The sequence below is a fragment of the Streptomyces sp. NPDC046925 genome (genome assembly GCF_040644915.1).
Taxonomy (GTDB): Bacteria; Actinomycetota; Actinomycetes; order Streptomycetales; family Streptomycetaceae; genus Streptomyces.
Genome location: NZ_JBEYWZ010000003.1, coordinates 893,496 through 911,301, shown reverse-complemented (window position 1 = coordinate 911,301; position 17,806 = coordinate 893,496). Strand labels below are relative to the sequence as shown.

At 70.6% G+C, this 17,806-nt stretch carries 13 protein-coding genes; 7 read left to right on the top strand and 6 right to left on the bottom strand.

Translation table 11 applies throughout. The annotated features are described in order from the left end of the window. Positions 1 to 98: 98 nt before the first annotated feature. From ABZ906_RS17325 to ABZ906_RS17310, 4 genes are all read left to right on the top strand, one after another. Complete coding sequence (locus ABZ906_RS17325) at positions 99 to 794, top strand: TerB family tellurite resistance protein (protein ID WP_361383269.1); 696 nt, start codon at positions 99 to 101, stop codon at positions 792 to 794. Positions 795 to 996: 202 nt separating this feature from the next. Beyond that, the gene (locus ABZ906_RS17320) at positions 997 to 3,084 is read left to right on the top strand and encodes an MMPL family transporter (RefSeq protein WP_361382856.1); all 2,088 of its coding nucleotides are present in this window, start codon (positions 997 to 999) and stop codon (positions 3,082 to 3,084) included. A gap of 139 nt (positions 3,085 to 3,223) precedes the next feature. Further along, on the top strand, positions 3,224 to 4,423 hold the full coding sequence (locus ABZ906_RS17315; RefSeq protein WP_361383266.1) for a histidine kinase: 1,200 nt from the start codon (positions 3,224 to 3,226) through the stop codon (positions 4,421 to 4,423). Further along, positions 4,420 to 5,097 (top strand): response regulator transcription factor, encoded by a 678-nt coding sequence (locus ABZ906_RS17310; protein ID WP_361189186.1) that lies wholly within the window; start codon positions 4,420 to 4,422, stop codon positions 5,095 to 5,097. The genes ABZ906_RS17315 and ABZ906_RS17310 overlap by 4 nt, the downstream gene beginning before the upstream one ends. Positions 5,098 to 5,152: 55 nt before the next feature. Here the strand turns inward: ABZ906_RS17310 and ABZ906_RS17305 are convergent, their stop codons facing one another. Genes ABZ906_RS17305 through ABZ906_RS17285 form a run of 5 tightly spaced genes read right to left on the bottom strand, consistent with a single transcriptional unit; the run spans position 5,153 to position 11,770 of the window. Further along, positions 5,153 to 6,091 (bottom strand): dihydrodipicolinate synthase family protein, encoded by a 939-nt coding sequence (locus ABZ906_RS17305; protein WP_361382853.1) that lies wholly within the window; start codon positions 6,089 to 6,091, stop codon positions 5,153 to 5,155. After that, complete coding sequence (locus tag ABZ906_RS17300) at positions 6,088 to 7,134, bottom strand: ABC transporter ATP-binding protein (protein ID WP_361382850.1); 1,047 nt, start codon at positions 7,132 to 7,134, stop codon at positions 6,088 to 6,090. The genes ABZ906_RS17305 and ABZ906_RS17300 overlap by 4 nt, the downstream gene beginning before the upstream one ends. Continuing rightward, complete coding sequence (locus tag ABZ906_RS17295; RefSeq protein ID WP_361382847.1) at positions 7,131 to 9,131, bottom strand: dipeptide/oligopeptide/nickel ABC transporter permease/ATP-binding protein; 2,001 nt, start codon at positions 9,129 to 9,131, stop codon at positions 7,131 to 7,133. The genes ABZ906_RS17300 and ABZ906_RS17295 overlap by 4 nt, the downstream gene beginning before the upstream one ends. Continuing rightward, positions 9,131 to 10,090, bottom strand: coding sequence for an ABC transporter permease (locus ABZ906_RS17290; RefSeq protein ID WP_361382844.1), 960 nt, complete (start codon positions 10,088 to 10,090; stop codon positions 9,131 to 9,133). The genes ABZ906_RS17295 and ABZ906_RS17290 overlap by 1 nt, the downstream gene beginning before the upstream one ends. 30 nt (positions 10,091 to 10,120) lie before the next feature. Further along, entirely contained in the window at positions 10,121 to 11,770 is a 1,650-nt protein-coding gene (locus ABZ906_RS17285) for an ABC transporter substrate-binding protein (RefSeq protein ID WP_361382841.1), read from the bottom strand. A 160-nt stretch (positions 11,771 to 11,930) separates the two neighbouring features. Between ABZ906_RS17285 and ABZ906_RS17280 the strand changes: the two genes are divergently transcribed. Both ABZ906_RS17280 and ABZ906_RS17275 read left to right on the top strand, forming a co-directional pair. Beyond that, positions 11,931 to 12,659, top strand: a complete 729-nt coding sequence (locus ABZ906_RS17280) for a FadR/GntR family transcriptional regulator (protein ID WP_361383263.1) — start codon at positions 11,931 to 11,933, stop codon at positions 12,657 to 12,659. A 59-nt stretch (positions 12,660 to 12,718) separates the two neighbouring features. Beyond that, positions 12,719 to 14,596, top strand: coding sequence for a beta-galactosidase (locus ABZ906_RS17275; RefSeq protein WP_361382838.1), 1,878 nt, complete (start codon positions 12,719 to 12,721; stop codon positions 14,594 to 14,596). Between the two features lie 12 nt (positions 14,597 to 14,608). On the opposite strand, the gene ABZ906_RS17270 is transcribed toward ABZ906_RS17275, so the two are convergent. After that, positions 14,609 to 15,628, bottom strand: a complete 1,020-nt coding sequence (locus tag ABZ906_RS17270; RefSeq protein ID WP_361382835.1) for a nitroreductase/quinone reductase family protein — start codon at positions 15,626 to 15,628, stop codon at positions 14,609 to 14,611. 303 nt (positions 15,629 to 15,931) lie between these two features. Between ABZ906_RS17270 and ABZ906_RS17265 the strand changes: the two genes are divergently transcribed. Further along, entirely contained in the window at positions 15,932 to 16,417 is a 486-nt protein-coding gene (locus ABZ906_RS17265; protein WP_361382832.1) for a GNAT family N-acetyltransferase, read from the top strand. The last annotated feature ends 1,389 nt before the right edge of the window (positions 16,418 to 17,806 follow it).

Here is a 17,806-nt window from a genome sequence, read left to right as displayed (position 1 = left end):
AATGTGGCTAACATCACGCCCAACACGGCAATGTCGCCGGGGCGTTACGGAGGTGCGTGGTGCTGCCAGATCGTGGACGAAACGGCCGGGAATCCCGCATTTTCGCCACGCCCGTTTCCCGCGGGCGAGTCCTGCGAAGGCGCGTGATCGGCGTCCATACGGCCTGGACCACCGTCGGGGACGGCGAGTTCTTCTGTCCGGGCTGCGGCGGTGACCGCAACTACCAGCGCCGGACCGGCCGTCGCCGCTTCGTCCTGCTCGGTCTCCCGGTCCTGCCGCGCGGCGGCGCGGGCCCCATCGTCGAGTGCGCCGCCTGCGGCGACCACTTCGGCACGGACGTCCTCGACCACCCCACGACCACCCGGCTCTCGGCCATGGTGCGCGATGCCGTGCACACCGTCGTGCTCGCGATCCTCGCCGCGGGCGGCACCTCGTCGCGCACGACGCTCGACGCGGCCGTCGGCGCCCTGCGCGCCGCCGGGTTCGACGACGCCTGCGAGGAACAGCTCGTCGCCCTCGTCGAGGCGCTCGCCGCCGACACCGGCCGGGCTACCGTGCCCGACTGCGGGCCCGGACTCGCCATAGAGCTGCACGAGGCGCTCGGCCCGCTCGCCCCGCACCTCGCCCCGGCCGGACGTGAGGCCCTCCTCATCCAGGGCGCGCGGATCGCGCTCGCCGACGGCCCGTACACCCCCGCCGAGCGCGAGGTGCTCGCCACCGCGGGCGGCGCGCTGACCATCGGCGCCGACGAGGTGACGCGGCTCATGGTGGCGGCGCGGACCACGCACTTCTGACCTTGGCGGCGCACCGGACCACGCACGTCTGACCCCGGCGGCGCACCGGGCGGAGGCGGCCCGCGTACTCCCGCGGGAGTAATCGAGCCCCCTCGCCTCCCTGCGCCGTACGCCCCAACTCGCCCTCGCGCCGGACGGATCGCGCGCCCCTCTCCGGAAGGGTTGGCCCTGAACCTGCCAACCTGCCGGAAGGAGGCCCGTCATGCGGGCCGAACAGACCACCGCACGACGGCGACGAGCCGTGCCCTGGGTGTTCCTCGCCCTGTGGATCGGCGTCATCGCGCTCGCCGGGCCCTTCGCGTCGAAACTGGCCGACGTCCAGCAGGACCGCGCCATCGACTACCTCCCCGCCGGCGCCGACTCCACCCAAGCCGCCAAGATCCAGGACCAGTTGCCCGGCGGCGAAGCCACCGAACTGGTGCTCGTCTACCACCGCGACGGCGGCCTGACCGCCGCCGACCGCAAGGCGGCCGCCGGCCAGATCGCCGAGATAGGCCAGGCCCACAAACTGACGTCCGCCCCGCGCGCCGTACCGGCCAAGGACGGCACCACGCTCATGTACCCCGTGGCGAGCACCGAGCCCGGCCAGGACGAGGAGGCCAGGGACGCGCTCGTCGACGACGTACGCGAAGTGGCCCGATCGGAGGGCGGACTGAGCGTCGACGTGGGCGGCTCGGGAGCGCTCGCCACCGACGCGAGCAAGGTCTACAACGCCCTGGGCGGGCCCCTGCTCTACACCACCGCCGGAGTCGTCGCGCTGCTCCTGATCCTCATCTACCGCAGCCCGTTCCTGTGGCTCGTGCCGCTCGCCGTCGCGGGCGTCGCCGACTACCTCGCGATGGGCGTCGCCTACGGCCTCCACGAAGGCTTCGGGACATCCGTCTCCGGCCAGAGCAGCGGCGTGATGACGATCCTCGTGTTCGGCGCGGGCACCGACTACGCGCTGCTCATCGTCTCCCGCTACCGCGAGGAACTGCGCAGGATCGAACGGCCCTACGACGCGATGATCGCCGCGCTCAAGGGCTGCGGACCCGCCGTGCTCGCCTCGTCCGGGACGGTCGCGGCCGGGCTGCTCTGCCTCCTCGCCGCCGACCTCAACAGCAGCCGCGGCATGGGCCCCCTCGGCACGGTCGGCGTCCTGTGCGCCCTCGCCGCGATGCTGACGCTGCTCCCCGCGCTCCTCGTCCTGCTCGGGCGGCGCGTGTTCTGGCCGCTCGTCCCGGCGTTCGGCAGCGCACCCAAGCAGCGCCGCAGCCTCTTCTCCATGATGGGCAGCTCGGCGGGCCGCAGGCCCCGCACCGTCCTCGCGGGCGGCGCCGTGCTGCTCGGCGCGCTCGCCCTGGGGGCACTGAACCTGCCGGGCGCGATGAAGCAGGAGGACTCCTTCACCAAGACGCCCGACTCCGTCACCGCGATGGAGACCCTCGCCGAGTCCTTCCCCGAACGCGGCACCCGGCCCATCTCCGTGATGACCCCCGAGGACCGCGCCACCGCCGCCCTCGCCGACATCAAGGACACCAAGGGCGTGGACAGCGCCGAGAAGGGACGCACGGCGGAAGGCTGGACGGAGATCTCAGTGATCGCCACGTCCGCACCCGAGTCGGCGGGCGAGACCGTGACCATCAAGGCGCTGCGGGCCGACCTCGACGGCTCCTACGTCGGCGGGGCCAGCGCCCAGCAGCTGGACCTGAAGGACACCAACTCCCGCGACACCCTCGTCATCGTGCCGCTCGTGCTCGCGGCCGTCCTGCTGATCCTGGTGGCGCTGCTGCGGTCCCTCGTCGCGCCCGTGCTGCTCCTGGTGGCGGTCGTCGCGGTGTGGGGCGCCTCCCTCGGCATCGCGGGCCTCGTCTTCGAACCGCTCTTCGGCTTCGAGGGCACGGACCCCGGACTCGGCCTCCTCTCCTTCGTCTTCCTCGTCGCCCTAGGCGTCGACTACGGCATCTTCCTGATGCACCGCATGCGGGAGGAATCCCTCGCCGGGGCAGAGCCCGGGGCCGCCGCGCTGACCGCGCTGCGGACGACCGGCGGGGTCATCGCATCGGCAGGCCTCGTCCTCGCGGCGACGTTCGCGGTGCTCACCAACATGCCGCTGGTGCAACTGGTCGAACTCGGCTTCGTGATCGCGGTCGGGGTGCTGCTCGACACGTTCCTGGTACGGACGTACCTCGTGACGAGCGCGAGTGTCGCGCTGGGACGGAAGGTGTGGTGGCCGGGAGCCCTCTCGCGCCCCGCGCCGGTGGTCCGCGAAACCCCGGAGACCGAGCCCCAACGGGTCTCCGCCACCTGACCGTTGACCTGTCGACCCGAGAAACGCCACGGGGTGCCCCTTCTCCGCAGGAGGGGCACCTTCGTACACCCGCGTACGGGAGGATGCAGTCGTGGGGGACATACCGCAGGTTCACGAGAGGTCGTCCGCGCCGCGTGGCCTGCCGGCCTTCACCAGGGTCGTGCCCGGCAGCAGGCGCGCCCTGCGCGACGACGCGCTGTTCGCGGCCGGGCTCGCGGTGCTCGCCGCCGTGCTCGCCACGTTCTTCGAGGACGGGCGGCGGCCCGACCTCCTCGGATGGGGCCTGCTGCTCTGCGCGCACGTGCCGCTGGTGTGGCGGCGCAGCCGTCCGCTGACCGTGCTGCTCGCCGTGATCGCCTTCATCGCGCCGTACCACGCCATCGACTACACCCACACGGCCGCCGTCCCGGTGGGCATGGTCGCGCTCTACACCGTGGCCGTCACGGGACGCCCGCGCCGCGCCCTGATCACCGGGCTCCTCGTCGTCGGCGTCACGCTGAGCGTCAACGCGAGCATGGAGCCGCACCAGGTGGCCGAGGTGCTCAGGATCTCCGGGTGGATCGTCTCCGTGCTGCTGCTCGGCGTGTACGTGCGCATCCACCGGCAGTACGTCGCCTCCGTACTGGAGCGTGCCGAGCGGGCGGAGCGCACGCGCGAGGAGGAGGCCCGGCGGCGGGTCGCCGAGGAACGGCTGCGGGTCGCCCGTGACCTGCACGATCTCCTCGCGCACAGCATCACCCTGGTCGGCGTCCAGACCTCCGTCGCGGCGCACGTCCTGGCCGCCGATCCGGAGCGGCTCGACAGGGCCGCGGTCGCGAAGGCACTGGACGACATCGCCGACACCTGCCGGTCGGCGCGCGGGGAACTCCGGGCCACGCTCCAGGTGCTGCGGGCGGCCGGGCCGGGCCCCGAGGGGCCGGAGGCCGACGAGACGCGGGGTCCGCTGCCGGGGCTCGACGGTCTCGCCGACCTCGCGGCGGCGGCGCGTACGTCGGGAGCCTCGGTCGAACTGACCGTACGGGACGCCGATGCGCCGCCCGCCGTGGGTGCGGCGGCCTACCGGATCGTGCAGGAGGCGCTGACCAACGCGGTGCGGCACGGCGGCCCCGGGATCACCATCCGGGTGGGGATAGGCGTGGCGGACGCGGCGCTGCGGGTGAGCGTCACGGACGACGGCCGCGCGGCCGACGACCCCGCGCACACGCCGGGGTTCGGGCTCGTGGGGATGCGGGAGCGGGCCCGGAGCGTGGGGGGAACGCTGGAGGCGGGGCGCCGCGATGGCGGAGGGTTCGAAGTGTCGGCTGTGCTGCCGCTGGCGGCCGGGGGGAGTGTGTCGTGACGATTCGTGTGCTGCTTGCCGATGACCAGACGCTGGTACGGGCGGCGTTCGCGATGCTGGTCGAGTCGGCGCCGGACATGGAGGTGGTGGGGCAGGCGGGGACAGGGCGGGCGGCGGTCGAACTCGCCCGCTCGGAGCGGGCCGATCTCATCGTCATGGACATCCGGATGCCGGACCTGAACGGGATCGAGGCGACGCGGCTGCTCGCGCGGGACGAGGACCTGGCCGGGGTGAAGGTCCTGATGCTGACGACGTACGACACGGACGAGCATGTCGTCGACGCGTTGCGCGCCGGGGCTTCGGGGTTCCTGGTGAAGGACACGAAGCCGGCGGAACTCCTTGAGGCGATCCGTACGGTGGCGGCGGGGGACGCGCTGCTCTCGCCCGGGCCCACGTCCCGGCTGATCGCCCGCGTCCTGCGCGCGCCGGAGCCTCCGGCGGCGGGGGAGGGGGGTCCCGAGGGGCTTTCGGAGCGGGAGCGGCAGGTGCTTTCGCTGGTGGCGCGGGGCCTGAACAATTCTGAGATCGCGGAGATGCTCGGGCTGAGCCCTTTGACCGCGAAGACCCATGTCAGCCGGATCATGGGGAAGTTGGGCTCGCGGGATCGGGCTCAGCTGGTGATCGTGGCGTACGAGTCGGGGTTGGTGCGGCCGGGGGTGGAGGGGGCGAGGTAGCAGGGGCAATCCCTGCGGGGCAATCCTTGCGGGGCAATCCCCGCAGGGGCCGCCCCTACAACAACCCCGCCCCCGCCAAGAACTTGCCCACCCGCTCGACCTCCCCGGAGGACAACGGCACCTGTGGCTCAGCGGTCGCCGCACAGGCAATCACCCCCCGAAGGCAGAGCGCCGCCTTGAACGCCCCCAGCGCCGACGAACTACCCCCCATCCGCCCCGCCGCGGCCCCCACCCGCACCATCCCGAACAGCCCGCACAGCCGCTCCTGCTCGGCCCTGGCCATCGCCCACTCGCCCTCCCGGCAGTGGCGATAGAGCCGCGCGTACCCCTCCGGGTCCACGTTCCCCAGCCCCGGAACCACCCCGTCCGCACCCAACCCCAGCGCCGCGTCCACCATCGTCTCCGACCCCGTCAGGACGCTGAACCCCGACACATCCGCCCTCCCCCGCGCCCCGAGCACCACATCGCGGAAGTTCCCCTCGTCCCCGCTGGAGTCCTTCAACCCGGCGATGACCCCCTCCGCGGCGAGGTCCAGGACCAGCTCCGCGGTCAGTTTGGAGTGGACCGAGACAGGGAGGTCGTACGCGAAGACCGGTACCGGAGAGCCCGCCGCCACCAGGCGGAAGTGCCGCGCCACCTCCGCCGGGTGCGTGCGCGTGTAGAAGGGGGCCGTCACCACCACCCCGTCCGCCCCGGCGGCCGTCACCGCGCGGACCTGGTCGAGGACCCGTGGCGTCGTCATGTCGATCGCCCCCGCGAGGACGGGGAGTTGGCCGCCCACGTGACCGACCACCGTGTCGATCACGACCTTCCGCTGCCCGTCCGTCAGGTACGCCGTCTCCGACGACGAACCGAGCACGAACAGGCCGTCCACCCCGCCCGAGGCGAGGTGGTCGACCAGCCGCACCAGGGATGCCGTGTCCACCTCGCGCTCCGGTGTCAGGGGAGTGCAGACGGGCGGTACGACACCGGTCAGCGGGGTGGGCATGGTCATGGATTCTCCCTGGGGCTCGCGTCCGTGGCGGCGGACTGGATCACTAGCTCGCGCGTGGACTGGCCGTCCCGCACGGGGTGGTGGCAGCGGTAGCGGTGTCCTGACCCTTCCGTCGACGCGAAGTCGGGCATGGCGGCGGCGCACGCTTCGTCCGCCTTCCAGCACCTCGTACGGAACGGGCAGCCGCTCGGCGGCCGGGTGGCCGACGGCACGGGGCCGACGAGCGGGATCGGGTCGATGGGGTCCAGGAGTCCGGGCGTCGCGGAGAACAACGCGCGTGTGTAGGGGTGGCGTGCCCGGTCCAGGATCTCCTGGGCCGGGGACTCCTCCACGATTCTGCCCAGGTACATCGTGATGACCCGGTCGCTCATCCTGCGTACGGTCTGGATGTCGTGCGAGACGAACACCAGGGCCAGACCGAGCCGTTCCTTCAGGTCCAGGAGGAGGTTGAGGATCTGGGCGCGCACGGAGACGTCGAGCGCGCTCGTCGGCTCGTCGGCCACCACGAGATCCGGTTCGAGCGCCAGCGCCCGTGCGATCGCCACCCGCTGGCGCTGCCCGCCCGACAGCTGGCCGGGCAGCCCGTCCGCCAGGACTTTGGGGAGGCCCACCAGCGACATCAACTCGCGCACCCGCTGGTCGCGTTGGGCCGTTGTCCCCATCCTGTGGACATCCAGGGGGTCGCGGAGGATCTGGCGCACCGTCAGCCTGCGGTTCAGTGCCGTCGACGGGTCCTGGAAGATCATGCCGGTGTTCCTGCCGATCGCGGCCCGCCGCTCGGCGGGCCGCATCGACCACAGGTCCTGCCCCCGGAACGACACCGTGCCGGCCGTGGGGCGCTGGACGCCCACGAGTACCTTCGCGAGCGTCGACTTGCCGCAGCCCGACTCGCCCACCACGCCCACGGTCTCGCCGGGCGCGATGGTCAGATCGGCGCCGGTCAGGGCGTACACCCGGTCACGCGAGAGCAGGCCGCCCGAGCGTGCCCGGTGCACGACGTGCGCGTCCGAGAGGGCGATCAGGTCTTCCGCGGAGGTCGTCACTTGAGGGCCTCGCTTCCTCTGGGTTCCGGCACTCCCGGCGGCTGCTCCGCCGGGTGGTGGCAGGCGACGGAGTGCCCTGACGGGCCGACGAGTCCGGGCGCCGTCGTGCGGCAGACCTCGCTCGCGAGCGGGCAGCGGTCCGCGAAACGGCAGCCCGCGGGGAAGTCGGCCGGAGAGGGCACGACGCCCTTGATCTGGGTCAGGCGTTCCGCCGCCGATTCGAGCGAAAGCACCGAGCCGAGCAGGCCGCGCGTGTAGTGGTGCGAGGGCGCCTCGACGAGGTCCGCCGTCACGCCCGTCTCGACGATCTGGCCCCCGTACATCACCACCACCCGGTCGGTGACGTCCGCGACCAGGGCCAGGTCGTGCGAGACGAGGATCAGGGCGAAGCCGAGCTCCTCGCGCAGCCGCAGGAGGAGCTGGATGACCTGCGCCTGCACCGTGACGTCCAGAGCCGTCGTCGGCTCGTCCGCGACGATCAGCTTCGGGTCGCGGGAGAGCGCCATCGCGATCAGGACGCGCTGGCGCTGGCCGCCGGAGAGCTCGTGCGGGTAGCTGCGCAGGGTGCGGTCCGGGTCGAGGCCGACCAGTTCGAGGAGTTCGACCGACGTGCGGCGCCCCCCTCTTCGTACGACCTGCTTGAGCTGGGCGCGGACCGTCATCGCGGGGTTCAGCGACGACAGGGCGTCCTGGTAGATCATCGCCATGTCGTGACCCAGGAGCCGCCTGCGGGCGCGCATCGGCATCCCGAGCAGCTGCTCGCCGTCGAACGTCACCTTGCCGCTGATCCGGGCGCCCTTGGGCTCCAGGCCCATCACCGTCAGCGCGGTCAGTGATTTGCCGCAGCCCGATTCGCCCACCAGGCCCAGGACTTCACCGGGCCGTACGTGGAAACTGATGCCGTCGACGATGTCGACGCCGCCGTGCCGGGCGTCGAAACCGATCGCGAGGTCGGAGACGTCAAGGACCGGCTCTCCCTGAGGCAGGGGGCGTGCGCGCGAGCGCAGCCGCCGGGCCGCCTCCGTCAGGCCCGGCAGCTCCAGGACCTTGCCGCTGCCCGGCTCCGGCGCCTCGAGACGGTCCACGCGGTCCTCTGTGCGGGCCGCGCCCGGCATGTCGCGCGTCGCGGGCGCCGCCCACGCGTCCGAGACGCCCTCGGAGAGGATGTTCAGGGCCAGGACCGTGACCAGCATCAGGAGGCCGGGGAAGACCGTCGCCCACCAGCCGCCGAGCAGCACCATGTTCTTGCCGTCGGCGATGACGCTGCCCCAGGACGGGTCCGGAGGCCGTACGCCCGCGCCGATGAAGGACAGCGAGGCCTCGAAGACGATGGCCTCGGCGACCTGCACCGTGCAGAACACCAGGATCGGCGCGGCGCAGTTGATGGCCACGTGCTTGACCAGGATGTGCGGGGTGCGGGCGCCCACGATGCGTTCGGCGACCACGTAGTCCTCGCCGTACTGATCCATCACGTTCGCGCGTACGACCCGCGCGATCGGCGGCGTGAACAGGAACGCGATGGCGCAGATCAGGACGGTGATGCCGCCTCCGAAGACCGCCACGAGCACGGCCGCGAGCGCGATTCCGGGGAACGCCATGACGATGTCCAGGCACCGCATCAGCGACTCGTCGACCGCCTTGCGCGAGGTCGCCGCGATCGCGCCGAGCACCGCGCCGACGAGCAGGGCGAGCAGCGTCGCCCCGAGCCCGATCGCCAGGGACCAGCGCGCCCCGTACATCAGCCGGCTGAGGATGTCCCTGCCGAGGCTGTCCTGCCCCATCCAGTGCTCGGCCGACGGATGTCCCGTGCCGTCCACCTGCGGCTGCTGGTCGAGCGGGTCGTGCGGGGCGAGCAGCGGCGCGAAGAGCGCCACCAGGACGACCACGCCGACGACGCCCACCGCGATGCGGGAGAGCAGCGGAAGGCGGCTCAGTGACCGCAGCCGGATGCCTGGCCGCGCGAGCCGCTCGGTCGCGGCCTTGCGAGACATGATCATCAGGCGGCCCCTCTCAGACGCGGATTGACCAGCAGATGGAGGATGTCGAGGACCAGGTTCACGACCACGAACCCGACGGCCGTCGTGATGACGACCCCCTGCACGACGGCCGGGTCGCCGTTCTTCACGGCGTCGATCATCAGCTTCCCCATGCCGGGCAGCGAGAAGATCGTCTCGATGACGACCGCGCCGCCCAGCAGATAGCCGACGCGCAGGCCGAGCACGGTCAGCGGATTGATGAGGGCGTTGCGCAGGACGTTGCGGCCGACGACCACGACCGGCGGCAGGCCGCTGCCGATGGCCGTCCGTACGTAGTCCTTGTCGAGCTCCTCGACCACGGCCGTACGGATGATGCGGGTGAGCCCGGCGGCCACGGGCAGGGAGAGCGCGAGGGCGGGGAGCGTCATCGTCTTGAGCCAGCCGGTGAAGGAGTCGCCGGGGTTCACGTAACCGCCGGTCGGGAACCAGCCCGCCTCCACCGCCAGGTACTGGATCATGAGCAGCGCCAGCCAGAAGCCGGGCGCCGCCACTCCGGTCAGCGAGATGACGCGGATGAGCTGGTCGGGCAGCCGGTCGCGGTAGATCGCCGCGGTCACGCCCAGCAGAGCTGAGATGACCACGGCGATGCCGAGTCCCATGAAGGTCAGCTGGAGGGTGAGCGGAAGCGCGGTGGTCACCTGGTCCACCACCGGTGAGCGGGTGAGCACGCTGATGCCCATGTCGCCCTGGACCAGATCGCCGACGAAGGCGACATAGCGCACCGGCAGCGGATCGAGCAGGCCGTTCTCCTCACGGAACTCGTGCAGCTGCTCCGGTGTCGGATTGGCGCCCTGGAAGAACGCCGACGCCGGATCGATGTCCGAGAACCGCATCACGAGAAAGACGAACAGGACGATGCCGAGCAGCAGCGGGACGAGCAGGGCGAGGCGGCGGGCCAGGATTCTGAGGATCGCGGTCACGTCGTACGACTCCCGATGATCTGGCGGGGGCTAGTCGGCCCACTTGGCCTGGAGCAGATTGATGCCGGGGTAGGGCTGGGCCTTGATGCCGGTGAGCTTCTTCGGGTCCCAGGCGGTCATCAGCTCGTTGTGCACCACCGGGTAGATCACCGCCTGTTCGGCGACGGTGTCGATGTAGTCCTGGACCATGGCCTTCTTCCTGGCCGCGTCCGGCTCGCGCGTCGCCTGGTCCATGTCCTTGAACAGCTTCTTGGCGACGGAGTCGTCCGCCCAGCGGGCGTAGCCCATCCACAGGTTCTCGGGGCCGTAGTTGTAATGCATGATCAGGTCGGCCTCGATGCCGAACTGGTTGGGGTTCGATGCGGCCGCGACGATCTGGTAGTCCTTCTTCTGGTCCATCTTGGTGAAGACGGCCGTGGTCTCCTGCGGGTCCAGGGTCGTCTTGACGCCGATCGCGTCCCACGAGGCCTTGATCGTCGGCAGACAGTCGACGATCCAACTCACGTTCACCGCCATGAGGTTGATCGACAGATCCTTGACCCCGGCCTCCTTCAGGAGCGCCTTCGCCTTCTTCGGGTCGTACGCGTAGACCGTCTTCGCGGGCCGGTAGGAGGGGTTCGATTCGTTGAGGAACGAGGTCGACGCCTTGCCGTGGCCCTTGAGCGCGACCTCGATCATCTTCTCGGTGTCGATGGCGTAGTGCAGGGCCTGGCGTACGCGTACGTCGTCGAAGGGCTTGTGCGCGGTGTTGAACATCAGGAACAGGTTGTTCATCCCCGCCCCGCCCTCGACGGTGAGCCCGCCCTTGGTCAGCTGCTCGATGTTGGCGTAGGGGATGTTGTCCGAGATCTCCGAGTCCGCGCTGCCGCCGGAGATCTTCGCGACGCGGGGCGCCGCGTCCACGATGGTCAGCCAGTTCATCTTCTTGAAGGCGGCCTTGCGCGGGCCGTTGTAGTCGCCGAACGCCTCGAAGGTGGTGTTCGACTTCGGGTGGTGCGACGCCTGCTTGTACGGTCCCGAGCCGATCGCCTTGCCCTTGGTCGCCTCGTCCCAGGCGCCGGGCTTGGAGAAGACGTGCTTCGGCATGATCTTGGCGAGGGAGAGCCGGGCGAGGCCGTCCGGGAAGGGGAACTTCAGGGTGAGCTCGACGGAGGTCGCGTCGACCTTCTTGACCCCCTTCAGCCAGCTCTCGAAGAAGCCCTTGGCCAGGGTCTGCGTCTTCGGATCCAGGATCCGGTCGAAGACGAAAACGACGTCATCGGCGGTGACGGGCTTCCCGTCGTGCCACTTGGCGCCGGGCCGCAGCGTGAACTTCCAGGTGGTCGCCTTGTCGTCGGCGGGGATCTCCGTGGCGAGCGCGGCGTACGGCTCGCGGGTGATGGGGTCGGTGTTGAGGAGCCCCTCGTAGATGTGTTCGTTGCCGGCCATCGCGAAGGCGGACGCGGTCTGCGTCGGGTCCCAACTGCCGTCGTTTCCATAGCCGATGACGGCGGTGAGCGTGGAGTCGCCGCCCTTGCCGCCGCCCCCTCCGGCCTCGTTCGTGGACTCGGGCCCCGACGAGCAGGCGGAGAGCGTGGTGGTGATGGCGGCGGCCGCGCCCAGCGCACCGGTGTACTTGAGGAAGGACCGGCGGTCGGGGGCGGGTCCGGCGGGGCCGATGCGGGTCTTGTCGTCGCTCACTGTGTCTCCCTTGAGAGATCCCACGTCCTACGTCGTAGTGGCGTGGTGACCATAAGAGCGCCGCGAAGGCCGGTCAAGAGATCGCGCACGGATCCGAATCCGGCTGCCCGCAAACGATGTTGGCCCGGAGGTGGGACGTGGGATGTCATCCGTGCCTACGATGTGCCGCATGCCTCAGGAGCCAGTCCGTGCACGGCGTGTGGGCAGCCAAGTCCAGCGCGCCATCATGCAGTTGATCCTCGACAGAAGGCTGCGGCCGGGCGCTTTGCTGCCCACCGAGGCCGAGCTGATGGAAGAGCTGGGGGTCAGCAGGAACTCGGTGCGCGAGGCGCTCAAAGCCCTCCAGGCCCTGGACATAGTGGAGATCAGACACGGCTACGGGACGTATGTGGGCCAGGCGTCGCTGACGCCGCTGGCCGACGGACTCACTTTCCGCGCGCTGGTCCAACTGGGTGACGACACGCATGCGTTGGCGGAGATCCTTCAGGTGCGGGAGGTCCTTGAGGAGGGCCTGGTGCGCCGGGTGGCGGTGCGGCTCACGGACGAGGAGCTGAGCCGGCTGGAGTCCCTGGTGCTGAAGATGGAGGAGTCGGCGGGCGGGGGCTCGGCCTTCCCGGAGCTGGACCGCGAGTTCCACGAGACGCTGTACCGCTCGCTGGGCAACGAGCTGGTGCCGCAGCTTCTCGGCGCCTTCTGGAACGTCTTCAACCGGGTGGCGGGGGCGCGGGGTTGGGCGCGTGACCCGGCGCCGGACGTGACGGTGCGCAGGCACCGGGACATCGTGACGGCGCTGCGGGCGCGGGACGTGGAGCGGGCCCAGCGGGCGATGGCGGATCACTTCCGGGGGATCGCGGCGCGGTCCGAGCAGGGTGCGAGGGGTGTGGGCTGAGGATGACGGGGCGCGGGACGAGGATCACGGGGCACGGGATGAGGACGACGGGGCGTGGGATGAGACTGAGTCACTTTTATGACCGAGTGTCGTCGCTGGGGTACGGGGGTGACTACAACCCCGAGCAGTGGGGCCCCGAAGTCCACGCCGAGGACTCCGAGCTGATGCGCGAGGCGGGGGTGAACCTCGTGACGCTCGGCATCTTCTCCTGGGCGAAGACGGAACCGGCCCCCGGCTCGTACGACTTCACCTGGCTGGACGGCCACATGGACCGCCTGGCCGAGGCGGGCGTGGCGGTCAGCCTCGCCACGATGACGGCGTCCCCGCCGCCGTGGCTGACCCGCCTCCACCCGGAGACCCTGCCGGTCTTGGAGGACGGCACGCGCCTGCACCCCGGCTCGCGCCAGCACTGGTGCCCGTCGAGCCCGGTCTACCGCCGCCACGCCGTACGCCTCGCGGAACGCCTGGCCACGCGCTACGGCACGCACCCGGCGCTGGCGTTCTGGCACATCGGCAACGAATACGGCTGCCACATCTCGCGCCACTGCCACTGCGAGGTGTCGACGGCGGCGTTCCGTACGTGGCTGCGCGAGCGGTACGGGACGGTGGCGGCGCTCAACGAGGCATGGTCGACGGACTTCTGGTCGCAGCGATACGCCACGTTCGAGGAGATCCACACCCCGCGCAAGGCCCCCTCCTTCCGCAACCCGGCCCAGCAGCTTGACTACTGGCGCTTCTCGTCGGACGAACTCCTGAAGTGCTACCTGGCGGAGAAGGAGACCCTCACCCGCATCACCCCCCACATCCCGGTGACGACGAACTTCGTCCCGGTGGCGAAGACCCTTGACCTCTTCGCGTGGGCCCCGCACCTGGACGTGGTGGCGTACGACTCGTATCCGGACCCGCACGATCCGGATTCGCTCCGGCGGACGGCGTTCTCGTACGACGTCATGCGTGGCCTGAAGGGCGGGCAGCCCTGGCTGCTCCTGGAGCAGGCGCCGGGAGCGGTGAACTGGCGCGAGCGCAACGGCAGGAAGCCGCCGGGCCGGATGCGCCTGGACAGCTGGCAGGCGGTGGCGCACGGCGCGGACTCGGTGCTGTTCTTCCAGTGGCGGCAGTCGCGCGGGGGAGCGGAGAAGTTCCACTCGGCGATGGTGCCGCACGGGGGAGCGGACACCCGGATCTTCCGTGAGGTGACGGAGCTGGGCGCGGAGCTGGCCCGATACCCGGAACTCCTCGGCTCCCGCCCCGAGCGGGCGCAGGCGGCGCTGCTCCTGGACTGGCCGAACTGGTGGGCCCTGGAACTGGACGCGCACCCGAGCGCGGACATCACGCTCCTGGAGACGGCCTTGGCCCACCACAAGCCGCTGTACGACGCGTCGGTGGCCTGCGACGTAGTCCCGGCAGACGGAACCTGGACCGAGTACCGCCTGCTCCTGATCCCCAACCTTTACTCGGTATCAAAAGAGACCGCGGAACGGATCTGCGCCTACGTCCGAGCGGGCGGCACCCTGGTCATGTCCTACTTCTCCGGAATCACGGACGAACACGACCGCGTCCACCTCGGCGGCTACCCGGCCCCCTTCCGCGAGCTCCTGGGCCTCCGGGTGGAGGAGTTCGCCCCGCACCCGGACGGCACCTGGTCGGAAGAGCTCCACCTGGAGGGCGCGCAACCGGTGACCACGTCCCCCGACGGCACCCCGACGGCGACCCGCCACCCCTACGGCAAGGGAACAGCCTGGTACCTCCCCACCCGCCCCACCCCGCAGGAAATGCGAAAGCTGATGGACAGAGTCCGAGCGGAATCCGGGGTAACCCCGGCCCTCCCGAACCTCCCGGAGGGAGTCCAGGCGAGAACACGAATCACGACGGAGGGAAAGCACCTCCACATCCGAATGGACCCACGGGACTACTCGGTGGAGGTCATCCGCGGCTGATGTCCCCGGGGCTCACTCCACGTCAGTACTTTCCGGCGCGGCAGCGGTAGCCGGGCTCGGAGGCCAGGGGACGTCGGTCAGGAGGGGGAGGATTGAGTCTTCCTCGTAGTCGAGGTGGGCGTTCAGTTCGGTGGACATTTCCTCCAGTTCGGTGCGGAAGCGCTGCGGGTGGGCGATGGCGATTCCGGACAGGAGGGTGACCAGGTCGTTCTGGATGCGGGCGACCGTGCGGTGTTCCTTGCTGAGGCGGTCGAAGACCTCGCTCAGATGCGGGTGGTACTGGGCGATCCCTGGGAACAAGTGCGCGTCCTCGCTGACGTGGTGGAACTCCAGCGCCTGGCAGAACGCCAGGCACCGCTGCCGGATCTGCAGCCCGAGGCCGGGGGCCGGCGGCTCGCCGTCACCTGCGGCATCGTGAGCCGCGCGCGCGGCGAAATGGGCCTCGACCTCCGCTCGCACCTGCCGCAACTGGTCCCGCAACCAGGTGTGGACCTCCATGAGCTTGTCGGCGAGGGTGCGGATCTCGCGGGGCGGCTCCCAGCCGTCCGGCTCGGCGCGCTCCAGCACGACGACCGGCAGGAGCCGTTCGGTCCGGGCCTGGTACTCGCCGTACCCGGGCTCGGCCTGCACCACATGCTCGAACAACTCCTCGCGCCGGCCCCCCTCGGTAGGCACTGCGAGAGCCTCGAACTCCCGACTCCCGATCTCCACGCTCACCACGGGGTGGGCGAGGAGATTGCGGTACCAGTCGGGGTGCCGGGGTCCGCCGAGGTTGGACCCCACGATCAGGAGCGAATCGCCGTGGCGGACGTAACCGAGGGGTGTGGTCCTCGGGGTTCCCGACTTCGCGCCGGTGGTCGTCAGCAGAAGCAGGTCCCCGCCTTCGAAGGGGCCGCCGACTTTGCCGCCGTTGGCACGAAACTCCTCGATGACGGATTCATTGAAAGACGCGGGCGTACGGTTCGCGGATTCACGGTTCGCGGATTCACGGTTCGTGGATTCACGGTTCGCGGGCATACGGTTCGCGGGCATACGGATTCTGAGTCTCCGGAAGATGTGGGCATGGCGCACGGACGGCATGCGGCGTATGGCATGCGGCATACGTACGTGCGGCAACGCTGCCGGGATGTGTGAAGTGAGAGAGGGAATGACGTGCGGAGGCAGGCGCTACGTCATGTGCAGGGCGCGGAGTATGAACTCATGGCGGATCCCTTGGTGAAGGGCGCTCGCCCGATCGCCGACCGGCCCACTGCTCATTGGTCGGCGCCACGCGGCACCGCCCCTATTACATGCATCGGGCGTTCGCCTGTCAACGCGGCGAGCTAGCGTTCGCCCATGCCCGAACTCCAGCGCCTGCGGCCCGATCACGCCCCCGCCCTATTCGCTTTCGAGCACGAGAACCGGGAGTACTTCGCCAAGTCCGTCCCCGACCGAGGCGACGCGTACTTCGCCGAGTTCGACACCCGGCACGTGGCGCTCCTCGCGGAACAGGCCGCCGGGACCTGCCACTTCCACGTCCTGGTCGACGCGGAGGGGGCTGTCCTGGGGCGGGTCAACCTCGTCGACGTGGCGGACGGCGAGGCCGAACTCGGCTATCGCATCGCCGAGGGCGCGACGGGACGCGGGCTCGCCACGGATGCCGTACGGCAGCTATGCGGGGTCGCTGCCGCGAACTACGGGCTGACTGCCCTGCGGGCGGCGACGGACGCGGACAACGCGGGGTCGCGGGCGGTGCTTGAGCGTACGGGGTTCAGCCTGATGGGAGAGGTGGCGCTGCTGCCCGAGGGGCGGATGGAGGCTCGGTACTTCCGGGAGCTTTGAGGTGCGGGGGCGGCGGGGCTTTTCTGGTCCTGCGTTGGTGTTGTTGCCGGGGCCGTCCGGTTCTCGCGAGATTGGCGGTTCCGGGCCGGGTGTAAAGGGCGCTCCGCTGCGCTACGCGTCGGCTGCGCCGATTCCGCTTCGCTCCACCCTTGACTCCCGTCCCTCCACCGCGCGAGGGAAGACGACCGGACGGCCCGGGGGCGGGACTCTCGACCAGGGGAGGCCCGCCCTCCGGTCGTCTTGTCGAGTGCGGACTGGTTCGTTTGGGGCGACCGTCAGAGGGTGAGGTGCGCGGTCGCTCCGGGGATGGGCACCGGTCTCGTCAAGCGTCCGCCGACCAGTTCGTCGGGGGTGACCGGGATCGGCGGCCGGGGCGGGGAAGGGCGGCCCGTTGGACCGGTCGCAGGGCGGATTGCAGGAAATCCCACGAGGTGGGCCGCTGGGGGGATGGGGGGCGGGACTTTCGTGCAATCGGCTCGGAGGCCCTTGGGGGGGGAGGACCTACTTGGCAAAGTTGTGTTCGGAGGGGAAGGGGGCGCGCGTATTACGGGGTGCGCCTGCCCAGGGGTACGGGGTGGGCCCTGAGGGTTGTGGGGTGGAGCCACAGGCTTACGGGGTGGGGCCCCAGGCTGGGGGCTGGGCGCTGGGGGCCCGGTTGCGGTGGGTGTGGAGCGGCCTCGTTGGGCTGACGGCTGACGGCGGCCTGTGGTCGGACGGTCGGCGACCAGCCTTCAGACGGTCGGCGGTCGCGGGGTCCGTGACCGGCCATCAGACGGTCGGCGGTGGGACGGCCGCGCGGTCGGTGACCGGCCTTCACGGTCGGCGGTCGCGGGGTCCGTGACCGTCCATCAGACGGTGGGCGGTGGGACGGCTGCGCGGTCGGTGACCAGCTACCTGGGCTGTCGGGACTGTTGGGGCTGGTTGGGTTGTTGGGGGTGATGGCGCGGTTTGTCCGGTGCGGTCTTTGTCTGTGTGCCGTCGTGGGCGGTGCCTTGCCGCGTGGTGTGGCAGCGGTTGCCGCAGCGGTCTTTCCTGCGCCGACGCGCTGGTCAGAGAGGTTGCGAGAGGTCTGCAAGATCTTGTCGGTACCCGTCGCGTGCTGCGGGACACGGCCTCGCCACCGGTGCTCGCCGTCGACATCGGCCCCGTCCGCTCCCCAAGGCAGCCTGCGGGCGAACACTTGAGCTTGGGCGGGCGCATCGCGCTCGCTGCGCGCCCCCCTCATCCCGAAACGCAACTTTGCCAAGTAGGTCCTCCACCCCTGCCCTCCGGGCCGATTGCACATCGCCAAGTCAGCCTGCGGACGAACGCCTGGGCCCGCGAGGGCGCATCGCGCTCGCCGCACGCCCCCATCCCCTCCGAACGCAACTTTGCCAAGTAGGTCCTCCC

Bases quoted from the DNA above. Each gene is read 5' to 3' on its own strand.
- ABZ906_RS17320 (WP_361382856.1), top strand. From the start codon at position 997: ATGCGGGCCGAACAGACCACCGCACGACGGCGACGAGCCGTGCCCTGG.
- ABZ906_RS17305 (WP_361382853.1), bottom strand. From the start codon at position 6,091: ATGACCATGCCCACCCCGCTGACCGGTGTCGTACCGCCCGTCTGCACT.
- ABZ906_RS17295 (WP_361382847.1), bottom strand. From the start codon at position 9,131: ATGATCATGTCTCGCAAGGCCGCGACCGAGCGGCTCGCGCGGCCAGGC.
- ABZ906_RS17280 (WP_361383263.1), top strand. From the start codon at position 11,931: ATGTGCCGCATGCCTCAGGAGCCAGTCCGTGCACGGCGTGTGGGCAGC.
- ABZ906_RS17275 (WP_361382838.1), top strand. From the start codon at position 12,719: ATGAGACTGAGTCACTTTTATGACCGAGTGTCGTCGCTGGGGTACGGG.
- ABZ906_RS17270 (WP_361382835.1), bottom strand. From the start codon at position 15,628: ATGCCCGCGAACCGTATGCCCGCGAACCGTGAATCCACGAACCGTGAA.
- ABZ906_RS17265 (WP_361382832.1), top strand. From the start codon at position 15,932: ATGCCCGAACTCCAGCGCCTGCGGCCCGATCACGCCCCCGCCCTATTC.